Raw genomic sequence first — 23533 nt, forward strand, 5'->3', positions numbered from 1 at the left:
GTCTGGTGCCAAATGACACACGACATCTTGTGGAACCCCAGGTTGAGCGCCCACCATAGCCATAAAACCGCAGGTCAGAGGTGTTTCTTTACGGCTTCGCCACGGTCGCCGAGGGTAAAGATTCGACAAAGATCGTCAACGCGCCGGAGCGGGCGCCAGGAACATCCCCCTTCGTGCTCTCGACGGCTCCTTCGTGGTCAGTCCGCCGAGGGCTTCCTCCAGGTAGTCGAGCGATTCGGCCACCCACGGGAGCGACAGCGGATCCGTTCCGTGCAGCGCCGCCAGACGCTGTTCGGCGGTCTCGCCGTACAGCAGCGAGGTGGCCACCCGGACGCGCGCCGAACGGGGCTCGTCGCCGAACGCGGTGCCCGGCAGCACGCCGACGCCGTGGCGGTCGAGCAGGGTCCGGGCCAGCTCGTCGGAGTTGTCGAAACCGGGGATCTGCGGATAGAGGTAGAAGCCGCCCTGCGGCACGTCCACCTTCGCGCCCGCGCGCGCGAACCGGTCGGCGACCGCGCGGGCCACGGTGGCGTGCAGCCGCCGCGAATCGTCGATACGTTCCACGATCTCCTCGGGCTCGGCGAACGCGTACGCGGCGGCGTGCTGCACCGGCGCGGCCGGGGCCGACCAGATCTCGCTGGCCACCGCGAGCAGCCGCTGGCGCAGCGCCCACCCGTCGGGCGTGTGCGGCAGCCGGGCCACGCCGATCCGCCAGCCGCCCAGCGCGAGCGACTTGCTCAGGCCGCTGGTGATGACGGTGCGTTCGGGCGCCACGTCGGCCGGGCTCAGGAACGGGGTGGCCCGCGGGTCGTGGACGAGGTCACGGTAGATCTCGTCGGAGATGATGACCAGGTCGAGCTCGCGGGCGGCCTCGGCCAGCCGGCGCACCGTCTCCGGCCGGGCCAGGCGGCCGGTGGGGTTGTCCGGGAGCGTGACAAGCACCGAGCGGACCGTACGGCCCTGCGCGCGGGCGTGCAGCACCGCCGACCTGACCTGGTCGGGGTCGGGCACCCCGCCCTCGCCGGCCGCGGTGGGCACCAGGATCGGGCGCACCCCCACGATCTCGGCCTGGGCGGCGTAGCTCACCCAGCTCGGCATCGGCAGCACCATGTCCCCGGGAGACCTCCACTCGCCCGGGTCGGCGCCGATCGCGACCAGTAGGCCGAACAGCAACGACTTGCTGCCCGGTCCGCAGACCACCAGGTCGGGGTCGGTCGGCAACTCGCGCCGCGACCAGTAACCGGCCGCCGCCTCACGCAGCGCGGCCAGGCCCGCGACCTCGCCGTAGCCGTTGCTGCCCCCCGCGTCGGCGAGCCGGGCCAGCAGGGCGGGGTGCACGGGCAGCCCGGCCTCGCCGAAGGCCAGGTGCAGGACCCGCTCGCCGGACCTCCGTCTTCGGGCGATGTCTTCGTTTGCGGCCAGAGTCGCCGAAAGTGTGACGTGCATACTGATTCCTCCTGAATGCTGTGGAACGTACCCACCTTGTGTGGGTACGGGCATCAGGACAAGCGAGGCTTTTCGGTGCCGGGCATAAGGAGATCCGATGCTGGATCTGCGGCGTTTGACGTTGTTCTGCGAGTTCGCCCGGAGGGGCAGCATCGCCGCCACGGCCGCGTCCCTCGGCTACAGCGCGTCGGCGGTATCGCAGCAGCTCGCGGCCCTGGAACGGGAGGCCGGAGCGGCCCTCATCGACCGGACCAGCCACAGCGCCGAGCTCACCGACGCGGGGCGGCGGCTGGTCGTGCACGCCGAACGCATCCTGGCGATGGTCGAGACGGCCGAGTCCGACCTGTCGGCACATGCTGGGACTCCAACTGGGCGGGTCATCATCACGGCGTTCCCGACCGCCGCCGTCGCCTTCGCACCCGCGCTCGCCCAGTCGTTGCGGCGGCACAAACAACTCGCACTGCGCTTGTCGCAGAGCCGGTCGGGACGCGGCATGCGCGAGGTCGAATCAGGCGAGGCCGACATCGCGCTCGTCGACGACTGGTGGGGACGGGTGCGGCGGCGCGAGACCCTCACCGTGTTCCCGTTGCTGCGCGACCCGCTCGTGCTCGTGGTGCCGCGCAAACACCGGCTGGCCAACCTCGACGAGCCGGTCGACCCGGCCGAGCTGCGCGACGAGGCGTGGATGGCCACACCCGAGGGGGAGCCGTCCCGCACCGCCGTCGACCGGCTGCTCACCGAGGTCGGCGGCGCGCCGCCCGTGGCTTGGGAGTTCGAGGGTCTCGGTACGATCCTGAGCCTGGTCGCCAAGGGGATCGGGATCGCCGCGGTGCCCGCCCTGTGCCTGGCCGCCGGGGTCCGGGGCGTGGTGGTCAGGGAGTTCCCCGGGGAACCCGTCGAGCGGGTCATCACCGCCGTGGCGCGCGAGTCGTCGGTGCACCGGGCCTCGGTGGCCGCCTCCCTGCGGGCGCTGCACGTCGCGGCCCGATATCTGGCCAGTGATCTCGGCTATCTGTCCACCACGAACGGGTTCGCCGACTAGGTTTGGCCGGTGCCGTCGTACACACTCGAACGCCTGCTCACCACGGGCAACAACAAGATCGTCGCGGGGGTCGACGAGGTCGGCCGGGGCGCCTGGGCCGGGCCGGTGTCGGTGTGCGCCGTGGTGACCGACTTCAGCGAACCGCCCGAAGGGCTGACCGACTCCAAGATGCTCGCGCCCGGTCGCCGCGAGGCGATGGTGTCGGTGCTGGAGTCGTGGGTGGTCGGCTTCGGGCACGGCGAAGCCTCCGTCGAGGAGATCGACACTCTGGGGATGACCGAGGCGCTGCGCCGGGCGGCCCGGCGGGCGCTGGAGGCGTTGCCGGTGAAGCCCGACGTCGTCATCCTCGACGGCAAGCACGACTACCTCGGCGCGCCGTGGCCGGTGCGCTGCGAGATCAAGGGCGACCTCAACTGCGTGTCGGTGGCGGCCGCGTCGGTGCTGGCCAAGGTGCGGCGCGACCTGTTCATGGCCACCCTCGACGACGACGTCTACGGGTTCGCCGAGAACGCGGGCTACCCGTCGCCGGCCCACCAGGCCGCGCTGGCCGAACACGGGCCCGGGGAGCACCACCGGCTGTCGTGGTCCTACCTCGACGACCTGCCGAAGTGGCGGCACCTGAAGCGCCACCGCGACCCGGCGGCGGGAGAAGGACAACTCAGCCTCTGGACCTGAGCATCTCCTTCAGTTCGCCGATCTCCTTGAGGGCTTCGCGCAGGAGTTTCTCGGTGTCGTCGCCGGTGTCGAATCGGCGGCCGAACCAGCTCGCCAGCGTCGCGGTCACCACGCCCAGCAGGGCCACGCCGCCGAGCATCAGGGCCGCGCCGATGAGGCGGCCGTCGGGGGTGACGGGATAGGTGTCGCCGTAGCCGGTGGTCGTCATCGTCGTGACGGCCCACCAGGTGGCGTCGCCGAAGGTCAGGATGGTCGCGCCGGGGGCGTCGCGTTCGACGCGCAACACCGCGAGGCTGGCGGCCAGGCCGAGCACGAGCGTGGTCGTGGCGGTGAAGGTCAGCACCCTGCGCTGGAAGCCGAGCCGTCGCTGCAGCATCCGCAGCGGCATCATCAGCGGCAGCAGGATGACGAACAGGTCGAGGACGTTGGCCTTGGCGAACGCCTTCTTGTCGGCGGCCCGCGCGAACCTGACCGCGTATTCGGTCAGGAACAACAACCAGCAGCCGAGCTGGGCGAGCCAGCAGGTCAGCTTCCAGTCGTAGGGAAGGTGCGGGAAGAGGATCGGGGTCGCGTACGCGACCAGGAAGACGCCCGCGAAGACGAGCAACCGCCACTCGGCCCTCATGGCGGTCAAGTCTAGGCGGGCGTCTCTGTTTTACCTGGTCAACGCGCTACTAGCAGTCGACGAGTTCCGGCTGCTGGTTGAGGATCTGGGCGCGCGCGGTGGTGAAGTCGGCCAGTTCGGCGGTCGCCGACGGGTCGAACACGGCCACCCGGTGGCAGTTCTGGAACGCCAGCTTCACCTGGAAGTGGCGTTCCAGCGCGCCCCGCATGGCGTCACTGGCGAGGCAGCGCAGCAGCTGCCCCCGGGCCGCCTCGTCGGGCGGCGGGACCTGGTTGTCGGCGAACGTCGCGCCCGACTCGGTCCTGGTTCTGACCAGCTCACTGATCAGCTCCCACGCGTACGGCAACGAGTCGCGGACGCAGGCCACGAAGGCCGCATCGTCCACGTCACCGGCCCTGGCCTGGTCGAGCAGATCGTTCGGAACGGTCAGCGACATGAGGCTTTCTCCTCTCGGTTGGGGCATTCATGACGTTACTTCTGGCAAGTTCACGACGCGAGCTACGGTCGGCCTGCGGCCGCCCGCATCTCGCTTTCCAAGGCGACGCTCCCGAAAATGAAGCCGGGGTCGATCTGGTCGGCCAGATCGCAGCCCGTCGCCCTGTCCGCCCAGGCGCGCGCGTTGCGCAGGTGGAACTCGTGCGCCTGACGGCCGAACTTCGCCCAGTCCTTCTCGGCCGCGTCGACTCGGTCGAGCAGGGTCTGGAGGCCGGCGAGGTTCCCGGGCTCCAGGTCGTCGAGGGTGAAGGCACGGCCCTGTTCCATGGCCCGTACGGCCGGGCTGTGGTCGAGGCAGGTGAGCAGGTCGGGGCCCACCTGGTCACGCAGGAACGCCCGGTCGTCGGCGGTCTGGACCTTGTTGCCGACCACCGCGATGGCGACGTCGAACTCGGCGGCGTACTCCTGGTACTGCCGGTAGACGCTGACCCCCTGGCGGGTGGGCTCGACCACGAGGAAGGTGACGTCGAACTTGGTGAACATGCCGCTGGCGAACGAGTCGGCCCCGGCGGTCATGTCGACCACGACGTACTCACCCGGGCCGTCGACCAGGTGGTTCAGGTAGAGCTCGACCGCGCCGACCTTCGAGTGGTAGCAGGCGACGCCGAGGTCGTCCTCGCCGAACGGGCCGGTCGCCATCAGCCGCAGGCCCTGGACCTCGACCGACGGGAAGAACGGGTCGTCGAGGGTGAGCAGGCGCGAGCCGCGGCCGGGCGGGGTCGTCTTGACCATGACCGAGGCCGAGGGGATGCGCGGGTTGTCGCCGCGCAGGTGGTCCTTGATCTCGGTGAGCATGCCGCCCAGCGGGCGGGGCTGCTCGGCGCCGAGGACGAGCGCCAGATGCTGGTTGATGTCGGCGTCGATCGCCACGACCCGGGCGCGGGTGGCCGCGTAGCGGGCGAACAGTGAGGAAAGGGTGGTTTTGCCGCTGCCGCCCTTGCCGACGAAGGCAACACGCACGGGTGATCTCCTGATTACGACGATGAAAATGATTGTCGTAATCAGTGTGCCATGGACCGTCAGGTCTGCGTGGGCGAGTAGGCCCGAAAGACCCGCAACAACGTGGGCCGCAGGCGATCCCATTCGGCGACGGTGGTCGTCCACGTGAGCACCGTTGTCGTGGTTTCGGTGGAGATGACGCGCCGATATTGGTGGTACGTCTCCCCCTTCACCAGGTGTGTGTCTCGCGCGTTACGAACCTGGCGCCAGGTGAACTCCCAATCGGCCGCCGACCCCAGCCTCGACCCGACGGTCTTCAGGCGCAGTTTCGTGTACGCCTCCACGTTGGGATAGAGGAACGCCTCCGCCTCGTGGAGGGCGGCCAGCGGATCGGTGCCGACCTGGTTCGTCACCTCTATCGACAGATGGCCGCGCTTACGGGGGTCGACCCACCAGACGGAGTACTCCCCGACCAGGCGCTTCCACGTGCGCGGCGCCATCGCGTGCCAACCGGCCGGGGAGTCGTACGGGACCAGCTTGAACCTCAGCGCGTCGACCGGCGAGGGCGACGGAGACGGCGCCGCGACGGGCGCGGAGGTCGGGCCGGTCGCGGCCGTGCGGGTGGTGATGACGGTCGACTCGGGACGTAACAGCGCCCACCCGCTGACCGCCCCCGCGACCACCGCGACGGCCGCGCCGACCGCGATGAAGCGCATCCGCCCGCTGCCCCTCACCGGCTTCGGCTCGGGCGGGGCCGGCGGCGGCTCGAACGCCGCGAGCAGCCCGTCGGCCGCCTCGTGCGACGGACGCCGCTTCGGGTCACGCGCCAGCAGCGCCGCCAGCACCGGCCGCAACTCCTCGGGCGCGGCCGACACGTCGACGTCCTTCGCCGGGGTGCGCGGCTTCTCCTGCGGCAACACCGGAGGCTTGCCGGTCACCGCGAAGTAGAGCGAGGCGCCCAGCGACCACAGGTCGGCGGACTCCCTGACCGGCGCGTCGGGATCGGTCCGTTCCGGCGCCCGGAACGTGGCGGCGGACCGCGCCGAACTCCACGACTCCCCGTGCGCGGGCGACCGCTCGCCCACCCGCTTGGCGAACACCGGATCGGCCGCCACCGCCCCCACGCCGAAGTCGGCCAGCACGACCCGCCCGTCGTGCCCGACCAGGATGTTGGCCGGCCGCACGTCGCCGTGCCTGATCCCGGCCGCGTGGGCCACCGTGAGGGCGGCGAGGGCGGTCCTGACGACGTACGCGGCCTTTGGCACCTCCAGCGGCCCGTCACTGGCCACGATCCCGTCGAGCGAGCGGGACCGGGCCAGCTCCATGACGACGTAGAGCGTGTCGTCCTCTTCGGCGACGTCGAAGACGGAGGCGATGCCGGGATGCCGCAACCGCTCGGCCTGCCGCGACTCCCGCGCGATGCGCTGCTGCAACGCGGTCAGCCGGCTCTCCCGCAGACCGGAGGGGAGCAGCACCTCCCGGACGGCCACGGGGCGGTCGAGCAGGTCGTCGTGGCCTTCCCAGACGATGCCCGTGTTGCCCTGCCCGAGCGCCCGGACGAGCCGATAACGCTTGACGACGAGCTGCCCCGGACTACCCATCAGAGCCTCCCGATGCCTTCGGCGATGGAGAGATCGGGCGCATCAGAGATCTCCGTTTCATCGGGCATTGCATGTGATGCTGGGGTGGCGAACGTCGCGGTCCGAGGAGGGCGGCCATGCGGAGGTCGTTCAAGTTCTTGCTGCGCCCCACCGTCAAGCAGGCGGCGGCGCTCGCGGCCTGCCTGGAACACCGCCGCACCGCCTACCGCAGGGCGGGTGTCACCATCCGGTAGGGCGACCAGTCGGGGGAGTTGAAGCACATCCGCGCCGACGACCCCGACGGCCAGCGCCGGTGGCCCAAAGACGGTGACGGATGTCGATGGGACTCCGAACCCCGTCACCCCACCGCCACCTACGTGCGGTTGAAGGGGATCGGGCAGGTCCGCGTTCACCGGCACCGGCGCGTGCTCGGCACGGTGAAGACGATCGGCGTGAAGCGGGAGGGTCGCCGCTGGTACGTCGTGTTGTCGTGCGACGACGTGCCCGCGGAGACCAGGCCCGGCACCGGCGCCGTCGTGGGGATCGACATGGGCGTCGCCTCGCTCGTCACCACCAGCGACGGCCGCGACCTGGACAATCGGCGTTTTCTGGCCGCGTCGGCCGACCGTCTCGCGGCGGCACACCGTGACCTGGCCCGCAAGAAACCGGGATCGAAGCGTCGCGGCAAGGGCGCAGTGGATCCCCGCCACACCTCCCGCACGTGCGCACGGTGCGGGCACTGCGCCAGGGAGAACCGCCTCACCCAGGCCGGGTTCCGGTGCGAAGCGTGCGGGCACACCGCGCACGCCGATGTGAACGCGGCCGAGAACGTCCTCAGGGCAGGGCTTGCCCTTCGCGAGGCTGCGTAAGCGGCTTAGCGAGAAGCCGCTCCCCGCAGGGAGTGGAGGAGTCACCAAAGCCTGCCTCTGCACCGGGCCCGACACACCTGGAGTGGGAGTCTTCCATAACTATGGGGCGTAGGTGAGGTATGTGTCACAGGGTCGGCAAAGACCCACCGGCGAGGTGGGCCAGGGTGACTCCGGTGAGGACGCGGGTCTCGTTCTCGCGCAGCGCCGCCCAGACCTTCTCCAGGGGTTCGGAGGCGCCGAAGAACGTCTCGTTGTCCTGGGGCACCCCCTCGATCACCACGATGACCTCGGCGAGGGTGATCTGGTCGGCGGGGCGGGCGAGCCAGTAGCCGCCGTCGGGGCCGCGCTGGCTGTGGATCAGTCCCGCGCGGCGCAGTTGCAGCAGGATGTTGTCCAGGAACCGGCGGGGGATGCGCTGAGCGGTCGAGATGCGCTCGGCCGGGACGGGCCCCGGAGGGGCGGCCGCGAGTTCGGCCGCCGCCCGGAGCGCGTAATGGGTGCGTGCCGACAGGCGCATGCCTGTCAGCCGATCCGCTGGTCCAGACCCCAGCGGCGACGCAGCGCGTTGTCCGCCGCGCCGAAGAGCACGTCGACCACGATGCCGATGAGCAAGATGATGATCATCGTGGCCAGCAGGCGGGCCGAGTCGGCCAGCTCTCGGGCGTAGTGGAGCTGCTCGCCCAGTGAGGGCTGGTTGGCGATGATCACCAGGATCTCGCCCGCCATCAGCGACCGCCACGCGAACGCCCAGCCCTGCTTCAGTCCCGCCAGGAACGACGGCAGTGAGGCGGGCAGGATCAGGTGCCGATAGAGGGAGATCCCCCGCAGGCCGAGCACGTGCCCGGCGCGCAGCAGGATCGGCGGCGTGTAGTCGACGCCGGTGATGAGACCGTTGGCGATGGACGGGGCCGCGCCGAGCACGACCACGAAGGTGATCGCGTTCTCGGTGAGGCCGAACAGCAGGATGGCGAGTGGGAACCAGGCGATCGACGGCATCGTCTGGAGGCCGGTGATCAGCGACCCGAACGCCGCCCGGAGCAGCTTGACCCGGGAGACGGCCCCGCCGATGACCACGCCGACCAGGATGGCCAGCAGGAAGCCCGAGACGGCCCGGCGCATCGTGGTGGCGACGGCGTGCCAGAACTCGCCCTCGCCCAGGCGGTTCCCGAGCTCGCCGAGGGCGGTGACGGGGCCGGCGAAGACGTATTCGGGCCAGAACCCGGCCAGGACGACCGCTTCCCAGATGGCCAGCACGATCGAGATGGCCAGCAGCATGGGCCACAGGCGGCCCCAGATCGCCGCCGGGATGTTGCGCTTGGCCTTGACCTGGATTTCGAGCGCGTCGAGCCCGGCGATCTGGGCGTTGAGTTTGTCAGGGGCGTCAACCGACATTCCCGGCCTCCTTCTCGTGGGCCGGCTTGCTCACCTGGGCGTGGCGGCTGACCTCTTCCTTCAGCCGTACGGTGATCTCGCCGGCCAGACCGGCGACGTCCGCCGACTCGGTGCGGCGCGGTCGTTCGAGCTTGACCGGGTAGTCCTCGATGACGGTGCCCGGGCGGCTGGACAGGAGAACCACCCGGTCGCCGAGGCGGACCGCCTCCCGGACGTTGTGGGTGACGAACAGGATCGCGAGGTTGCGCTCGCGCCAGATGCGCTCCAGCTCGTCGTGGAGCAGGTCGCGGGTCATCGCGTCGAGGGCGCCGAAGGGTTCGTCCATCAGCAGGACGTCGGCCTCCTGGGCGAGCGCGCGGGCGAGGGAGACGCGCTGGCGCATGCCGCCCGAGAGTTCGTGGGGGCGCTTCTTGGCGAAGCCGCCGAGGTGGACGACGTCGAGGAGCTCGGCCGCGCGCTCCTTGCGCTGCTTGCGGTCGAGCTTGCGCAGGGCGAGCTCGATGTTGCCGGTGACGGTGAGCCAGGGGAACAGGGCCGGTTCCTGGAACATCATGGCGATCTGCTTGCCGCCGGTCTCGATGGTCCCGGCGGTCGGCCGGTCGAGGCCCGCGACGAGGTTGAGCATGGTGCTCTTGCCGCATCCCGACGCGCCGAGGAGACAGACGAACTCGCCCTGCGCCGCTGAGAGGGAGACCTGGTCGAGGGCGAGCAGGCTGGTGGCGCCCCGGCCGTACACCTTGGAGACGGCGTCCAGCCGGACGGCGGGCGCGGGGCCCTCCGTCCGGCCGTGGCCGAGCTCCTGGGTAGGAGCTGTCACTTGTCGCTCACCGCCGTCTCGCCCTTGGCGGACAGGATCCCGTTGAGGGTGGTGAGGTCGTAGATGCCGTTCAGGTCGAGCGGCTTCAGCAGGCCCACCTTGATGGCGTGGTCGGCGCTGCCGACCAGCGAGGAGGCGATCGGGTCGTTGGTGAACGTGATGTTCTTCAGCGCCGCGTCGAGCACCTCGGGCTTGAGCGGCTTGCCGGTCAGCTTCTCGAGCTGGGCGTTGACCGCCGTGGCCGCGCCGGCCGGGTCGGAGTTGATGAAGGCGGTCGACTCGACGTGGCCCTCGATCAGCTTCTTGACCAGGTCGGGGTGCTCCTTGGCCCACTCCTGCCGGACGATCAGGTGGGTGATCACGAACTGCTTGTTCGGCCACAGGTCGCGCTCGTCGATCAGGATCTTGCCGCCGCTCTCCTGGATCAGGCGGCTGGCGAAGGGCTCGGGCACCCACGCGCCGTCGATGTCACCGGTGGCGAAGGTCTGCAGGGTCAGCGAGTTCTCCTGCGGCACGATCGACACCTCGCCGCCGCCCTTGGTGTCGGTCTTGATGCCCTTCTCGTCCAGGTAGTAGCGCAGCGCGACGTCCTGGGTGTTGCCGAGCTGCGGCGTGGCGACCTTCTTGCCCTTGAGGTCCTCGATCGTGTTGATCTCGGGTTTCACGACCAGGTAGACGCCCCCCGACGCCGCCCCGGCCACGATCTTGATCGCCTGGCCCTTCGACTTCTCCCACGCGTTGATCGCGGGGTTCGGGCCGATGTACGTCGCGTCGATGGCCCCCGAGAACACCGCTTCGATGGCGGCGGGACCGGCGTTGAAGGTGCTCGTCTTGAGGGTGACGTCGTCGCCCAGAGCCTTGGTGAAGTAGCCCTTCTCGACGCCGACGAGGGCGGTCGAGTGGGTGATGTTGGGGAAGAACCCGAGCCGGAGCTCGCTCTTCTCCGCAGGTGCCCCGCCGGCGGGAGCGGAGGCGCCCCCTTCGGCGGTCGTACCGCCCCCGCCGCAGGCGGCCGCGAGCGAGGTGACCATCACCGCGGCCAGCGCGGCGACTACCCCGCGAACCCTGCGAGCCTTCATACGCTTCTCCCTGATTCCTACTTAATAAGTCGGGTTAGGTAGTATTAAAGAGCGATCCAAGATTCCCGTCAAGCCCGGTAGGTTTTTGGACATGCAATGAACGTCTAGGAGATGTCTATATACTTCCCGTGAATATGAGGGGACGATGTGTGCGCCTTATAAGCTTTCAGGACACCGTTGGATCGGAGGTGAGGGGCGTGACCGTCGCCTACGACGGGCAGGACTACGCGTTCGATCGTGGCCCCTACGAGGTCGCGGATCTGGATCGCATGCCGAGGGACGCGCGCTACGAGCTCCTCAAGGGATGGATCCTGATGTCGCCCTGGCCGATCGTGCCCCACGAGACCGTGGCGGAAAATCTCAGAGACCTCCTGAGGTCTGCCATCAACACGGCCGCAGCCGATCTCGTCGTCCGCGGGCCGACCGACGTCCTCACCGAGCACGGCCTTCTCATACCTGACGTCGCGGTGATCGATCAGACGGCCGTCGAGCGGTCGACCCGGCAGATGGGACGAGGCCACGAAGCGCGTGACGTGAGACTGGTCGTGGAGATCGTTTCGCGAGGTAGCGGTAGCGAACGCACCGACTGGTACGAGAAGTTCGACGAGTACGCCGCTTCGGGGATTCCCGAATACTGGATCGTCGAGTTCGAGCCGGCGTTGTGCATCACTCGCAACAAGCTCGTGTCCGGACACCGCACCTATGAGCGGGTGGAAAGGGTCTTCGCCCGGCATCTGTTCGAATCGGAAGCGCCGGTTCCCATCGAGTTCGACCCCGCTGTGCTTTTCGAGGTCACGTCCTAGGCGCAGGATTCGTCGAGGTCGATCGGCTTGTCGGCCTTCGCCTTCGGCTTGGCGGCCGGGGTCGCCGCGACCGGACGGGCGTCGTCGCCCAGAGCCTCGTCGACCTTCTGCCTGATCAGGTCCCAATCGGGGTTGCCCGTTCTGATGAGGGGCGGCACGAACTGGAGGCTGGTCAGGTCGGCGTCCTTGACCTTCGGGGCCAGGTCGATCAGGTCGGGCACCAGGCTGCGCGGGATGTCGGTCGACACGTAGCGTTTGGTCACGTCCGCGATGCGTTCGAAGCCGCGGAGCACCTTCAGCGGGTCGGCCTGGTCGGCCACCGCGTTCAGCAGGCACTTCTGGCGGCCCATGCGCTGGTAGTCGTCGCTGTCGGTGCGGGAGCGGCCGAACCACAGGGCCTGGGTGCCGTTCAGGTGGTGGGTGCCGGCCTTGATGAGGCCCTCGCGGTAGGCGCCGAACACGATGTCGTGCTGGACCTTCACCGTCACGCCGCCCATCGCGTTGATGATCTGGGCGAAGCCCCGCATGTCGACCATCGCGTAGTAGTCGACGTCGAGGCCGAGGATGTCGCCGACCGTCGACTTCAGCAGGTCGGCGCCGGACTTTCCGTGGTCTTCGCCCCACTGGAAGACCTCGTTGAGCAGCGCGGCCGGCGGGTAGTCGTCGATGGGCACGTTCTGCAGGTTGCGCGGCAGGGAGAACAGGACCGACTCCCCCGTACGGGTGTCGACCGACGCCACGGTCATGCTGTCGGTCCGGGCGCCGGGGCGGTTCTCGGCCGAGTCGGCGCCGACGAGCAGGATGTTCAGGCGTTCGCGGCCGGCCCAGGGGTCGACCACCGGGGTCACCACCCCGGTCTCCGTCAGGGGCGCCGGGTCGTCGGCGACGAAGACCGTGCTGACGACCTCGTTCGACACGTACGCCAGCCGTGACGCGTAGCCCAGCGGCGCGGCCACCAGCACGCAGAGCCCGGCGACGGCGAGCAGGGGCAGGCCGAAGCGCACCCGCCGGGGGCGGATCACCAGCCACGACCAGACGATGACCGCCGCCCACGCCACCGCCAGCACGACCCCGGCGGCGACGACGACGTCGAGCCGCCGCAGCGGCAGCGTCGGCGCGTTGCCCACGACGGTCGCGGCGGCCGTGAGCAGGGTCAGCCACACGGCCGCGAGGGTCAGGCCGGTGCGGGTGCGGCCGGTCCAGATGTGCGCGACGCCCCACAGGAGCGTCGAAGCGAGCGTCAGGGTGAGGGCCCTGCGCAGGCTCCGGTTTTCGCGCATGACGTCCCGTATGCCCTGTTCGATACGGGTTTAACGTGTCGTGCAGGTGTCGTGGGTCGCGTCGAAGCCCTCGACGTCCTCGATGCTGGTCTTCGGTTCCTTGAGGCCCTGGTAGTCGGCGCCGAGCACCAGCACGACCTGCTGCGTCGTGCCGTTCTTGACGTTGAAGGTGGTCGACTTCAAGAGCTCGCGGAAGACACGCGCCGCGCGCGTCTGGCCGTTCGGGGTGTACTTCACGAACGTCTTCGCGTAGGGCTTGGGCGCGTCCTCGACGCCGAGGATGTGGTAGCCGCGCTGTTCGAGGATCGCGGCCACGTTGGTGGCCAGGCCCGAGCGGCCCGAGCCGTTCTGCACGACGACGTGGATCTGGCTCTTGGGGATCTTCTGCTCGCCCGATTCGAGCTTCGAGGTCAGCTGGTCTTTGGCGACCATCGTGAACAGGCCCTTGGCCTGGGGCTGCGTCCACTCGACCCGGCCGGGGCTGGTCAGCGAGTAGTGCCACGGCGTGGTGATGAACCGGATCGAACCGGCCTTCAGGCCCTCGGCGCTCAGCGCCAGGTCCTTCAGCACCGACGGGGTCAGCTCGGGGTCGGTGGTGATCGACTTGGTCACCGCGTCGAGCAGGGCGAGCAGCGCGCCGGGGTTGGCGAGGGTCTCGCCGCTCATCGCCTTCTTCGCCATCGAGGCCAGGAACATCTGCTGGCGCTGGATGCGGCCGATGTCGGAGCCGTCGCCGAGGCTGTAGCGGGCGCGCACGTAACCGAGGCTCTGTTCGCCGTTGAGGGTCTGCTTGCCGGGCGCGAGGGTCAGCAGGGCCTTCTTGTCGCTGATGCCGGGTTCCGGTACGCAGACCGGCACGCCCCCCAGCGCGTCGACCATGGCCTTGAAGCCGGTGAAGTCGACCTTCACGTAGTGGTCGATGTGGATCTTGGTGAGCGTCTCGATCGTCTTCCAGGTGCAGCCGATGCCGCCCGAGTTGAACGACTCGTTGATCATGCCGACGTGGGCGTTCTGGCCGGGGAAGCCCTTCCGGGCCCGGCAGGCCGGCAACTGGACGAGGGAGTCGCGCGGGAAGCTGATCAACGTGGCGCCGTCACGCTTGGGGGAGATGTGGGCCAGGATGATCGTGTCGGTGCGCTCCCCGGCGAAGGAGCCGTATCGGGCGTTCGCGCCGTTGCGCTGGTCGGAGCCCACGATGAGCACGTTCAGCGCCGGGTTGATCTTGTCGGGCCGGGCGCCGAGATCGGCCGTCGGGATCGACTCGTGCTTGACGTTCGTCGTGACCTTCACATAGCCGGTGACCACGAAGCTCACCGCCCCGACCACCACGCCCATGACGGCCGCGATCAGCACCTGCACCCACGCCACCCACAGGCGGCGGGGCCGCTCCTGGATCGGCGGCAGCACCAGCTCCGGACGCACGTCGACCTGACTCAACGCCCAACCCCCGGGAAAACGGTCCGGGGGCCACCCCCCGGTCAACCGCAGCAAAGTGTAACGACGAATCCCCTAATGCCCGGCCGAAACCGGCGGTCCGGTGCTTCCGCGAGGATTCAGACTGGCCGCCCGGTCTTCGAACGAACCGGGCTCGGAGCCGTCGATCAGGTCGAGCAGCATACGCGCGGCGTGCGCCCCATAGGCCGGGATATCCCTGGTCAGGGCGGTCAGCGGGGGGCGTACGACCTGAGAGAGGGGCGAGTCGTCCCAGGCCACGATCGACAGGTCGGCGGGCACGGCCAGGCCCATCTCCTGGGCGACGGAAAGGCCGGCGACGGCCATGATGTCGTTGTCGTAGACGATCGCGGTGGGCCTGACCCGCGACGACAACAACCGCCGGGTGGCCCGCGCGCCCTCCTCGCCGGTGTAGTCGGTGTGCACGACCGGGCAGTCGTCGAGCCCGGCGCAGGCGAGCGCGAACTCGCGGTCGCGCAGCGTGGTGTGCACGAGTTTCGGCAGGCCCGCAATTCGGGCGATGCGCCGGTGGCCGAGGGCGGTGAGGTAGTCGACGGTCTCGCGTACGGGAGCGCCCTCGTCGGACCAGACCGGCACCAGCGTGCCCGCGCCCGACGGGTCGCCGATGACGACGACCGGCATGCCGAGTTCCTCCATGACCGGCACGCGCGGGTCGTCGACGTGGAGGTCGACCAGGAACGCGCCGTCGATGCGGCCCTCGCCCCACCAGCGCTGGTGGACGGCGATCTCGCCGTCGTGGTCGCCGACGACCTGGAGCATGAGCGCGAAGTCGCGCGCCGACAACTCGGCCTCCAGGCCGCTGATCAGCTCCATGAAGAACGGTTCCATGCCGAGGATGCGGGCCGGACGGCACAGCGTCAGGCCGATCGCGTTGGCCCGGGCGCCGTTCAGGGCGCGGGCGGCGCTGTTCGGTCGCCAGCCGATTTCATCGGCTATCGCAAGAATGCGCTGCCGGGTGGACTCCGATACACCGGGCTGCCCGTTGAGCGCATAGGACACCGCACCCTTCGAAACCCCCGCCTGACGTGCGATGTCAGAGATCGTCGGTCTTTTCACGAACCCACCCCGTCGTGCGACTTAACTGGTTCAGCTTATATCAGCCTATTGACACCCCCGTCATGCGGAATTTACGGTCTCGGTACTTATCCGGTTCAGCCATGAATCACGCATTGGGATCTCCCTTGGGAGCGCTCCCAACACGTCGGCCGGGGGCTCCCACCGGCCGACCCATCGGGGTTGGCCAGTTTGTGTGTGGATGCAAGGAGTAGAGACGATGCGGAACCGCGCTACCCGGTTTCTGATCCCTATCGTGGCCGCGGGCTTACTCGCGGCCGCGTGTACGAGTGGCGGCACCCCCACCCCCGCCCCGGGAGCGTCGGCGCCGGCCGCTCCGGCTCCCGCCGCCGAGGGCGGCGCCTTCCCGCGGAACGAGACCCTCTACACCAGCGGCACCCAGTGGGGGCCGCCGGCGAACTTCAACCCCATCCGTGAGTGGGACTCCGCGACCGGCACCAAGGGCCTGGTCTACGAGACGCTGTTCCACTTCGACCCGGTCGCCGGGAAGCTCACCCCGTGGCTGGCCCAGAGCGGCGCGTGGGTCGACGACACGACGTACGAGGTCAAACTGCGCCAGGGCATCACCTGGTCGGACGGCAAGCCGTTCACCGCCGACGACGTCAAGTTCACCTTCGAACTCGGCAAGATGGAGACGGTCCCCTACCACAACCTGTGGAACTGGCTCTCGGGCGTCGAGGCGCCCGACGCGTCGACCGTGCGGTTCAGCTTCTCCAAGGCCAACTACCAGCAGTGGGACTTCAACATCTACAGCCGGTCGATCGTGCCCAAGCACATCTGGGAGGGGCGGGCCGAGAAGGACGTCCTGGACGGGATCAACGAGAACCCCGTCGGGACCGGCGCGTACAAGTACCACAGCCACGACCAGGACCGCGTCGCGTGGGTGAAGAACGACACCTGGTGGGGCAAGGCCCAGCTCAACCTCGACCCGAAGCCGAAGTACATCGTCGACATCGTCAACTCCTCCAACGAGGTGGCGATGGGCCTGCTGCTGCAGAAGGGCCTCGACCTCTCCAACAACTTCCTGCCAGGCGCGGCCAACCTGGTCAGCGGCAACTTCGGCATCACGACGTTCTACCCCGAGCCGCCCTACATGCTCTCGGCCAACACCGCCTGGCTGGTGCCCAACACCACCAAGAAGCCGCTGGACGACGCGGCGTTCCGCAAGGCGCTGGCCACCTCGGTCGACGTGAAGAAGATCGTCGAGGGCGTGTACGGCAACCTCGTCAAGCCCGCCAGCCCGACCGGCCTGCTGCCGCAGTGGGACCAGTTCGTCGACCAGGCGGTCGTCGGCCAGAAGGGCTTCGCGTTCGACACCGACAAGGCCAAGCAGATGCTCGCCGCCGCCGGTTACAAGGACGGCAACGGCGACGGCATGGTCGAGAACAAGGACGGCTCGCCGATCGCGCTCAAGCTGATCGTGCCGGCCGGCTGGACCGACTGGATGGAGGCCATCCGGGTCATCGCCACCGGCGCCAAGGCCGCGGGCATCAACGTCGAGGCCGAGTTCCCCGACTACAACGCGCTCGTCGAGGCCCGTAACACCGGCAAGTTCGACCTGGTCATCAACAACGAGCGCCAGCTCTCGAACTCGCCGTACACCTACTTCGAGTACGTCTTCCAGCTGCCCGTCCAGGCCCAGCAGAACACCGTGAACTTCGGCCGGTACGAGAACGAGGAAGCCTGGAAGCTGGTGCAGCAGCTCGACGGCATCAAGACCGACGACGTCGAGGGCATGAAGAAGGTCTCCTCGCAGATCGAGGGCATCATGCTCGACGAGATGCCGGTGATCCCGCTCTGGTACAACGGCCTCTGGTCGCAGGTCAGCAGCAGCGTCTGGAAGAACTGGCCCTCCAGCGAGGGCAGCGCGCCCAAGTCGGCGCCCACGATGTGGCGTAACTGGCTCGAACTCGGCGGCTTCGAGTCGCTCGCGTCGCTGCAGCCGGTCGCTCCCTAGCCAACCCGTCTCGGCCCTCCCCGGCACTGCGAAGCCGGGGAGGGCCTCCCTAGGGAGAACCCCTCTTGCGTCGCTATTTCGGCAGGAAACTGCTCATCTACGGGCTGACCTTCTTCATGGCCGTGACCGTCAACTGGCTGGTGCCGCGCCTCATGCCGGGTGACCCCGTCGCGAGCATGCTGGCCCGGGCCCGGGTCGCGCAGCCCGAGGCCCAGGAAGCCCTGCGTGTCTACTACAACAACCTGTTCGGCTTCGACCTCCCCTGGTGGCAGCAGTACCTGAACTCCTGGGGGTCCCTGTTCCGCGGCGACTTCGGGATCAGCCTGTGGGCGTTCCCGACGCCGGTCGCCGACCTGCTCACCCGGGCGGTGCCCTACTCGCTGGCGCTGCTCGTGCCGTCGATCCTGCTCAGCTGGGTGGTCGGCAACCGGCTCGGCGCGCTCGCCGCGCGCCGCAAGGTGCTGGACAACACCGTCCTGCCGGTCTCGTACGTGCTCACCGCCACCCCCTACCTCTGGCTGGCCGCCCTGATGGCCTGGGGCTTCGGGGTCGTGTGGGGGATCTTCCCGGTGGCCGGCGGCTACAGCTTCTCGATGACGCCCTCGTTCACGTGGGACTTCTTCGTCGACCTGTTCTGGCACTGGTTGTTGCCGTTCTCGTCGTTGTTCCTGGTCGCGCTGGGCGGCTGGGCGATCGGCATGCGGAACGTGATCATCTACGAGCTCGAATCCGACTACGCCAACTACATGTCGGCGCTGGGCGCCCCCCAGAAGCTCATCCGGCGGTACGCCTTCAGGAACGCGGTGCTGCCGCAGATCACCGGTCTGGCGCTGCAGCTGGGCGTGCTGGTCGCCGGCGCGCTGGTGACGGAGATCGTGTTCTCCTATCCGGGCCTCGGGTCGCTGATCCTGGCGGCCATCCAGAACAAGGACTTCTTCCTGCTCCAGGGCGCGTTCCTGTTCATCGTGCTGGGCGTGCTGATCGCCAACTTCATCATCGACGTCGTCTACGTGATCGTCGATCCCCGTACGCGAGTCGGAATGGTGGGTGCCGCGGCATGAAGACGGAGGCGCTCTACTTCGCGGTCCGCAACACGAAGCTGCTGGTGGGGGCCGGGATCATCCTGGTCCTGCTGGGCATCGGCGTGATCGGCCCGTTCTTCATCGAGAAACCCCCGACCGAGTACGTCGGCATGCAGATGCAGCCGCCCGGCGCGGAGTACTGGCTCGGCACCAACACGTTCGGGCAGGACCTGTGGGCCCAGTTCGTGCACGGCCTGCGTACGACGTTCCTGGTCGGCGCCCTCGGCGGCGGCATCGCGGCCGTCATCGGCATGGTCGTCGGGTTCCTGGCCGGCTACAAGGGCGGCTGGATCGACGAGATCCTCAACATGCTCACCAACATCGTGCTGGTGCTGCCGACGCTGGCCGTGCTGTTCATCCTGAACGCCTACATCGGCGTGCGCAGCGCGGGCATGCAGGCCCTGTTCATCGGGCTGACGCAGTGGCCGTGGGCGGCCCGGTCGATCCGCGCCCAGACCTTCTCGCTGCGCGGCCGCGACTTCGTCGACCTGGCCCGGCTCAGCGGGGTGGGCTCGGGCCGCATCATCGCGCGCGAGATCGCCCCGAACATGAGCTCCTACCTGCTGCTCACGTTCATCCTGCTGTTCGGCGGCTCGATCCTGATCGCCTCGTCGCTCGACTTCATCGGCCTCGGCCCGACCGACGCCGTCTCCCTCGGCCTGATGCTGCAACAGGCCCACCAGTGGAGCGCGATGCATCTGGGCCTGTGGTGGTGGTTCGTCCCACCCGGGGCCGGCATCACCCTCATCGTCGGCGCCCTGTACGTCGCCAACGTCGGCCTCGACGAGGTGTTCAACCCCAAGCTGAGGGAGTTGTAGATGACCCTGGAAGTGGACGACCTCAGGGTCTACTACCGGACCCTGAAGGGCGACGTCCAAGCCCTCGACGGGGTCTCGTTCGGCCTGCGCGACGGCGAGATCCTGGGCCTGGCGGGGGAGTCGGGCTGCGGCAAGACCACCCTCGGCAAGGCGCTGATCCGTCTGGACGGCCGGATGAAGCACGTCGGCGGCTCGGTGACCCTCGACGGCCAGGTGCTGCCGATCGGCGAGGACGCCAAGATGAACCCCTACCGGTTCAAGCAGGTGTCCCTCATCCCGCAGTACTCGATGAGCGCGATGAACCCGACCCGCAAGATCGGCCGCATGGTCAGGGAACTGCTCGAATCGCGCCGCGAGAAGCTCGACCTCGACGAGCTGCACCAGCGCCTCGAACTCGTGGAGCTGCCGAAGGACGTGCTCGGCAAGTACCCGATCGAGCTCTCCGGCGGCATGAAGCAGCGCATGGTCATGGTCATCTCGACCCTGCTCAACCCGTCGCTGCTGATCGCCGACGAGATCACCTCGGCCCTCGACGTCTCCACCCAGAAGGCCGTCGTCACCACGCTGAAGGGCTTCCGCGACCGCGGCTTCGTGAAGTCGATGATCTTCATCACCCACGACATCTCGCTGACCAACCAGCTCGCCGACACCATCATGGTCATGTACGCCGGGAAGCTGGCCGAGAAGGCCCCGGCCTCGACCGTGGTGAACGCGCCGAAACACCCGTACACCCAACTGCTGATCTCCTCGCTCCCCGAGGTCGGGGTGCGCTACGCCGACAAGCGCCTCACCGGCATCCCGGGCAACCCGCCGTCGCTGCTCAAGCCCGAGCCCGGCTGCCGGTTCCGGGCCCGCTGCCCGCTGGCCTTCGAGAAGTGCGCCGAGGACCCGCCTCCGGTCGAGGTCGAGAAGGACCACGTCGTCGCCTGCTGGAAGGCCGCCTGATGCTGAAACTCGACGGGGTCACCAAGGTCTACCGGATCGGCGCGTTCGGCGGGCAGACCATGACGGCGGTCGACGAGGCCGGCTTCGAGATCAAGCCGGGCGAGGTCGTCTCGCTCATCGGCGAGAGCGGCAGCGGCAAGAGCACGATCGGCAAGATGGTGCTCCGGCTGCTCCCGCCGACCTCCGGGACGATCTCCATCGACGGCCGCGACGTGCGCGAGATCGGCAAGCGCGACTACTACCGCAAGGTCCAGGGCGTCTTCCAGGACCCGTTCAGCTCCTACAACCCGGTCTTCAAGGCCGACCGGGTCTTCACCATGATCCGCGAGGTCTACTTCAAGGGGGTGCCCGACAAGGAGTGGACCGCGAAGATCGAGGCCGCCCTCGACGCGGTCCGGCTCAGCCCGGGGGCGGTGCTGAACAAGTTCCCCCACCAGCTGTCCGGCGGCCAGCTCCAGCGCCTCCTGATCGCGCGGGCGCTGCTGCTCGACATCGAATACCTGGTCGCCGACGAGATCATCTCGATGCTCGACGCGTCCACCCGCATCGACGTGCTGAACCTGTTGGCCGACCTCAAGCAGCGGGGCCTCGGGGTGCTGTTCATCACCCACGACCTCGCCCTGGGCAACTACATCAGTGAGCGGACGGTCGTGCTCCACAAGGGAAGGATCGTGGAGTACGGACCCACCGACGCCGTCTTCGAGCAGCCGGAGCACGCTTATACGAGGAAGCTGCTGGCGTCGGTGCCGCAACTGCACACGAAATGGGAGGACGCGTCGTGATCAGGACGCTGCACGAAGGATGGACCGTCACCGCAGTCTCGTCGACCGGGCAGCCCCGCCCGGTCGTGGCGGGCTTGCCGGCGACGGTGCCGGGATGCGTGCACACCGACCTGCTCGACGCCGGGGTCATCCCCGACCCCTACCTCGACGACAACGAGAACCGGCTCAAGTGGATCGGGCGCACCGACTGGTCCTACGAGACCGCCTTCGACTGGACCGACCCCGGTGACGAGCGGGCCGACCTCGTCTGCGAGGGCCTCGACACCGCCGCGACGGTGATCCTCAACGGCGTCCAGGTCGGCCAGACCGCCAACCAGCACCGCGTCTACCGCTTCCCGGCCCGGCACCTGCTGCGCGAGGGGCGGAACACGCTGAAGGTGCTGTTCGAGGCGCCCTACGGCTACGCCGAGAAGCAGCGGGCCGCGCTCGGCGACCGGCCGGGCGCGTACGACGAGCCCTACCAGTTCATCCGGAAGATGGCCTGCAACTTCGGCTGGGACTGGGGCCCGACCGTGGTCACCTCGGGCATCTGGCGGCCCATCTACCTGGAGACCTGGTCGTCGGCCCGGCTCGCGGAGGTCCGCCCGCTGGTGACCCTCGACGGCCGCGACGGCAAGGTCCGCGTCCACGTCACCGTCGACCGCGCCGCCCAGGCGCCGCTCACCGTGACCGCGTCGGTGGCCGGGGTCGAGGAGCGGGTACGCCTGGCGCCCGGCGAGCGCACCGCCGTGATCACCCTGACCGTGCCCGAGCCCGACCTGTGGTGGCCCCGCGGCCACGGCGAGCAGGCCCTCTACACGCTCACCGTGACCGCCGGCGACAGCGTGTGGGCCCGCGAGATCGGCTTCCGGTCGGTGGTGCTGGAGCGCGAGGCCTTCCGGCTGATCGTGAACGGTGAGCCGGTCTTCATGAAGGGCTTCAACTGGATCCCCGACGACTGCTTCCCCAACCGGGTCACCCGGGAGCGTGTCGCGATGCGTTTTCAACAGGCTGTGGACACCGGCGCCAACACGCTGCGGGTCTGGGGCGGCGGCCTCTACGAGAGCGAGGACTTCTACGCCCAGGCCGACGCCCTCGGGGTGCTGGTCTGGCAGGACTTCCCGTTCGCCTGCGCCGCCTACCCCGAGGAGGGCCCGTTCAGGGCCGAGGTCGAGGCGGAGGCCCGCCAGCAGGTCACCCGCCTGTCGAGCCATCCCTCGCTGGTGTTGTGGTGCGGCAACAACGAGAACATCGAGGGCCACGCCGACTGGAACTGGCAGGACACCCTCGACGGCCGGAGCTGGGGCGCCGGGTTCTACTTCGACCTGCTCCCCGCGATCGTGGCCGAGCTCGACCCGACGCGCCCCTACTGGCCGGGCTCGCCCTACTCGGGCAGCCCCGACGCCCCGCCGAACGACCCCGCACGCGGCACCACCCACATCTGGACCGTGTGGAACCGCGAGGACTACACCTTCTACGGCACCTACACCCCGCGCTTCGTCGCCGAGTTCGGCTTCCAGGGCCCGCCCGCGTACGCCACGCTGCGCCGCGCCGTCTCCGACGAGCCGCTGACGCCGACGTCCAAGGGCGTCCTGCACCACCAGAAGGCGCTCGACGGCAACACGAAACTGCTGCGCGGCCTCGGCGACCACCTGCCGCAGCCGGGGAACTTCGACGACTGGCACTACTACACCCAGCTCAACCAGGCCCACGCGATGGCGTTCGGCGTCGAGCGGTTCCGCTCGCTGACGCCCTACTGCATGGGCACGATCGTCTGGCAGCTCAACGACTGCTGGCCGGTGACGTCGTGGGCCGCCGTCGACGGCGACGGCCGCAGAAAACCGCTCTGGTACGCCCTGCGCCGCAGCTTCGCCGACCGTCTCGTCACCTTCCAGGACGCCGAAACCGTCGCCGTCGTCAACGACACCTCCGATGAATGGCAGGCCGAACTCTCGGTGGTCCGGCTGACCGTCCACGGCGACGAACTGGCGCGCGAACGGTTCCCGGTCCGGCTGGCGCCCCGCTCGGCGATGACCGTCCCGCTGCCCGCGTCGATGACGCCCGGCGACCACTCGAAGGAGCTGGTCAGCGCCTCGGTGGGCGACCTGCGGGCCCTGCGGTTCTTCGCCACCGAGCTGCCGCAGGCCGCCTACGACGTGACGACGGAGCAGCTCAGTGATGGTGTACGGGTAGAGGTCACCGCCCGCACCCTGGTCCGCGACCTGGCGCTGTTCCCCGACCGCCTCGACCCCGCCGCGGTCGTCGACGACATGCTCGTCACCCTGCTCCCCGGAGAGACCGCGACCTTCGTCGTGACCGGGAAGGATCTCGGCCCGGAGGCCCTGACGGCCTACCCGGTGCTCCGCTGCGTCAACGAATAG

General features: G+C 69.0%; 23 protein-coding genes. 11 read left to right on the top strand and 12 right to left on the bottom strand.

What is annotated here, in order from left to right:
• Nucleotides 1–135: 135 nt before the first annotated feature.
• Nucleotides 136–1446, bottom strand: a complete 1311-nt coding sequence (locus tag AW271_RS30105) for a pyridoxal phosphate-dependent aminotransferase (RefSeq protein WP_062340980.1) — start codon at nt 1444–1446, stop codon at nt 136–138.
• A gap of 97 nt (nt 1447–1543) precedes the next feature.
• Between AW271_RS30105 and AW271_RS30110 the strand changes: the two genes are divergently transcribed.
• Nucleotides 1544–2488, top strand: a complete 945-nt coding sequence (locus AW271_RS30110) for a LysR family transcriptional regulator (protein WP_062340981.1) — start codon at nt 1544–1546, stop codon at nt 2486–2488.
• Nucleotides 2489–2497: 9 nt separating this feature from the next.
• Nucleotides 2498–3163, top strand: a complete 666-nt coding sequence (gene rnhB, locus AW271_RS30115; protein ID WP_062340982.1) for a ribonuclease HII — start codon at nt 2498–2500, stop codon at nt 3161–3163.
• Here the strand turns inward: rnhB and AW271_RS30120 are convergent.
• From AW271_RS30120 to AW271_RS30135, 4 genes are all read right to left on the bottom strand, one after another.
• The gene (locus tag AW271_RS30120; protein ID WP_062340983.1) at nt 3147–3788 is read right to left on the bottom strand and encodes a potassium channel family protein; all 642 of its coding nucleotides are present in this window, start codon (nt 3786–3788) and stop codon (nt 3147–3149) included. The two genes, rnhB and AW271_RS30120, sit on opposite strands and share 17 nt — an antisense overlap.
• Nucleotides 3789–3837: 49 nt before the next feature.
• On the bottom strand, nt 3838–4224 hold the full coding sequence (locus AW271_RS30125) for an SCO5389 family protein (protein WP_030452687.1): 387 nt from the start codon (nt 4222–4224) through the stop codon (nt 3838–3840).
• Between the two features lie 62 nt (nt 4225–4286).
• The gene (locus AW271_RS30130) at nt 4287–5243 is read right to left on the bottom strand and encodes an ATP-binding protein (protein ID WP_062340984.1); all 957 of its coding nucleotides are present in this window, start codon (nt 5241–5243) and stop codon (nt 4287–4289) included.
• Between the two features lie 59 nt (nt 5244–5302).
• Complete coding sequence (locus AW271_RS30135) at nt 5303–6823, bottom strand: serine/threonine-protein kinase (RefSeq protein ID WP_062340985.1); 1521 nt, start codon at nt 6821–6823, stop codon at nt 5303–5305.
• A 116-nt stretch (nt 6824–6939) separates the two neighbouring features.
• Between AW271_RS30135 and AW271_RS42605 the strand changes: the two genes are divergently transcribed.
• Complete coding sequence (locus tag AW271_RS42605; RefSeq protein ID WP_245653279.1) at nt 6940–7056, top strand: helix-turn-helix domain-containing protein; 117 nt, start codon at nt 6940–6942, stop codon at nt 7054–7056.
• Between the two features lie 18 nt (nt 7057–7074).
• Entirely contained in the window at nt 7075–7671 is a 597-nt protein-coding gene (locus AW271_RS30140; RefSeq protein WP_245653280.1) for an RNA-guided endonuclease InsQ/TnpB family protein, read from the top strand.
• 124 nt (nt 7672–7795) lie between these two features.
• Here AW271_RS30140 and AW271_RS30145 read toward each other — a convergent pair whose 3' ends face one another.
• The 4 genes from AW271_RS30145 to AW271_RS30160 are packed head-to-tail and all read right to left on the bottom strand — an operon-like array spanning nt 7796 to nt 10959.
• On the bottom strand, nt 7796–8188 hold the full coding sequence (locus AW271_RS30145; RefSeq protein WP_062340986.1) for an RrF2 family transcriptional regulator: 393 nt from the start codon (nt 8186–8188) through the stop codon (nt 7796–7798).
• Between the two features lie 5 nt (nt 8189–8193).
• Nucleotides 8194–9063: an ABC transporter permease gene (locus AW271_RS30150; protein WP_062340987.1), complete on the bottom strand. Its 870-nt coding sequence runs from the start codon at nt 9061–9063 to the stop codon at nt 8194–8196.
• Entirely contained in the window at nt 9053–9880 is an 828-nt protein-coding gene (locus AW271_RS30155) for an ABC transporter ATP-binding protein (protein WP_062340988.1), read from the bottom strand. The genes AW271_RS30150 and AW271_RS30155 overlap by 11 nt, the downstream gene beginning before the upstream one ends.
• Nucleotides 9877–10959 (bottom strand): ABC transporter substrate-binding protein, encoded by a 1083-nt coding sequence (locus AW271_RS30160; protein ID WP_062340989.1) that lies wholly within the window; start codon nt 10957–10959, stop codon nt 9877–9879. Before AW271_RS30160 ends, AW271_RS30155 begins: the two co-directional genes overlap by 4 nt.
• Before the next feature lie 197 nt (nt 10960–11156).
• On the opposite strand from AW271_RS30160, the gene AW271_RS30165 reads away from it, so the two are divergent.
• On the top strand, nt 11157–11762 hold the full coding sequence (locus tag AW271_RS30165; protein ID WP_169806412.1) for a Uma2 family endonuclease: 606 nt from the start codon (nt 11157–11159) through the stop codon (nt 11760–11762).
• Here AW271_RS30165 and AW271_RS30170 read toward each other — a convergent pair.
• From AW271_RS30170 to AW271_RS30180, 3 genes are all read right to left on the bottom strand, one after another.
• Nucleotides 11759–13042 (bottom strand): LCP family protein, encoded by a 1284-nt coding sequence (locus AW271_RS30170; RefSeq protein ID WP_062340991.1) that lies wholly within the window; start codon nt 13040–13042, stop codon nt 11759–11761. The two genes, AW271_RS30165 and AW271_RS30170, sit on opposite strands and share 4 nt — an antisense overlap.
• Before the next feature lie 30 nt (nt 13043–13072).
• On the bottom strand, nt 13073–14479 hold the full coding sequence (locus tag AW271_RS30175) for an LCP family protein (protein ID WP_062340992.1): 1407 nt from the start codon (nt 14477–14479) through the stop codon (nt 13073–13075).
• Nucleotides 14480–14551: 72 nt separating this feature from the next.
• Nucleotides 14552–15571, bottom strand: coding sequence for a LacI family DNA-binding transcriptional regulator (locus AW271_RS30180; protein WP_062340993.1), 1020 nt, complete (start codon nt 15569–15571; stop codon nt 14552–14554).
• A 253-nt stretch (nt 15572–15824) separates the two neighbouring features.
• On the opposite strand from AW271_RS30180, the gene AW271_RS30185 reads away from it, so the two are divergent.
• The 6 genes from AW271_RS30185 (at nt 15825) to AW271_RS30210 (ending at nt 23533) form a co-directional block, all read left to right on the top strand.
• On the top strand, nt 15825–17546 hold the full coding sequence (locus AW271_RS30185; RefSeq protein ID WP_245653281.1) for an ABC transporter substrate-binding protein: 1722 nt from the start codon (nt 15825–15827) through the stop codon (nt 17544–17546).
• Nucleotides 17547–17611: 65 nt separating this feature from the next.
• Complete coding sequence (locus AW271_RS30190; RefSeq protein WP_062340995.1) at nt 17612–18607, top strand: ABC transporter permease; 996 nt, start codon at nt 17612–17614, stop codon at nt 18605–18607.
• Nucleotides 18604–19446, top strand: a complete 843-nt coding sequence (locus tag AW271_RS30195; RefSeq protein ID WP_062340996.1) for an ABC transporter permease — start codon at nt 18604–18606, stop codon at nt 19444–19446. Before AW271_RS30190 ends, AW271_RS30195 begins: the two co-directional genes overlap by 4 nt.
• Nucleotides 19447–20391: an ABC transporter ATP-binding protein gene (locus AW271_RS30200; RefSeq protein WP_062340997.1), complete on the top strand. Its 945-nt coding sequence runs from the start codon at nt 19447–19449 to the stop codon at nt 20389–20391.
• The gene (locus AW271_RS30205; RefSeq protein ID WP_062340998.1) at nt 20391–21173 is read left to right on the top strand and encodes an ABC transporter ATP-binding protein; all 783 of its coding nucleotides are present in this window, start codon (nt 20391–20393) and stop codon (nt 21171–21173) included. Before AW271_RS30200 ends, AW271_RS30205 begins: the two co-directional genes overlap by 1 nt.
• A complete protein-coding gene (locus AW271_RS30210; protein ID WP_369408492.1) occupies nt 21170–23533 on the top strand; it encodes a glycoside hydrolase family 2 protein in 2364 nt (787 codons plus the stop codon). Before AW271_RS30205 ends, AW271_RS30210 begins: the two co-directional genes overlap by 4 nt.

Origin of the sequence: Herbidospora sakaeratensis, from assembly GCF_001570525.1 — a bacterium.
Classification (GTDB): Bacteria; Actinomycetota; Actinomycetes; order Streptosporangiales; family Streptosporangiaceae; genus Herbidospora; species Herbidospora sakaeratensis.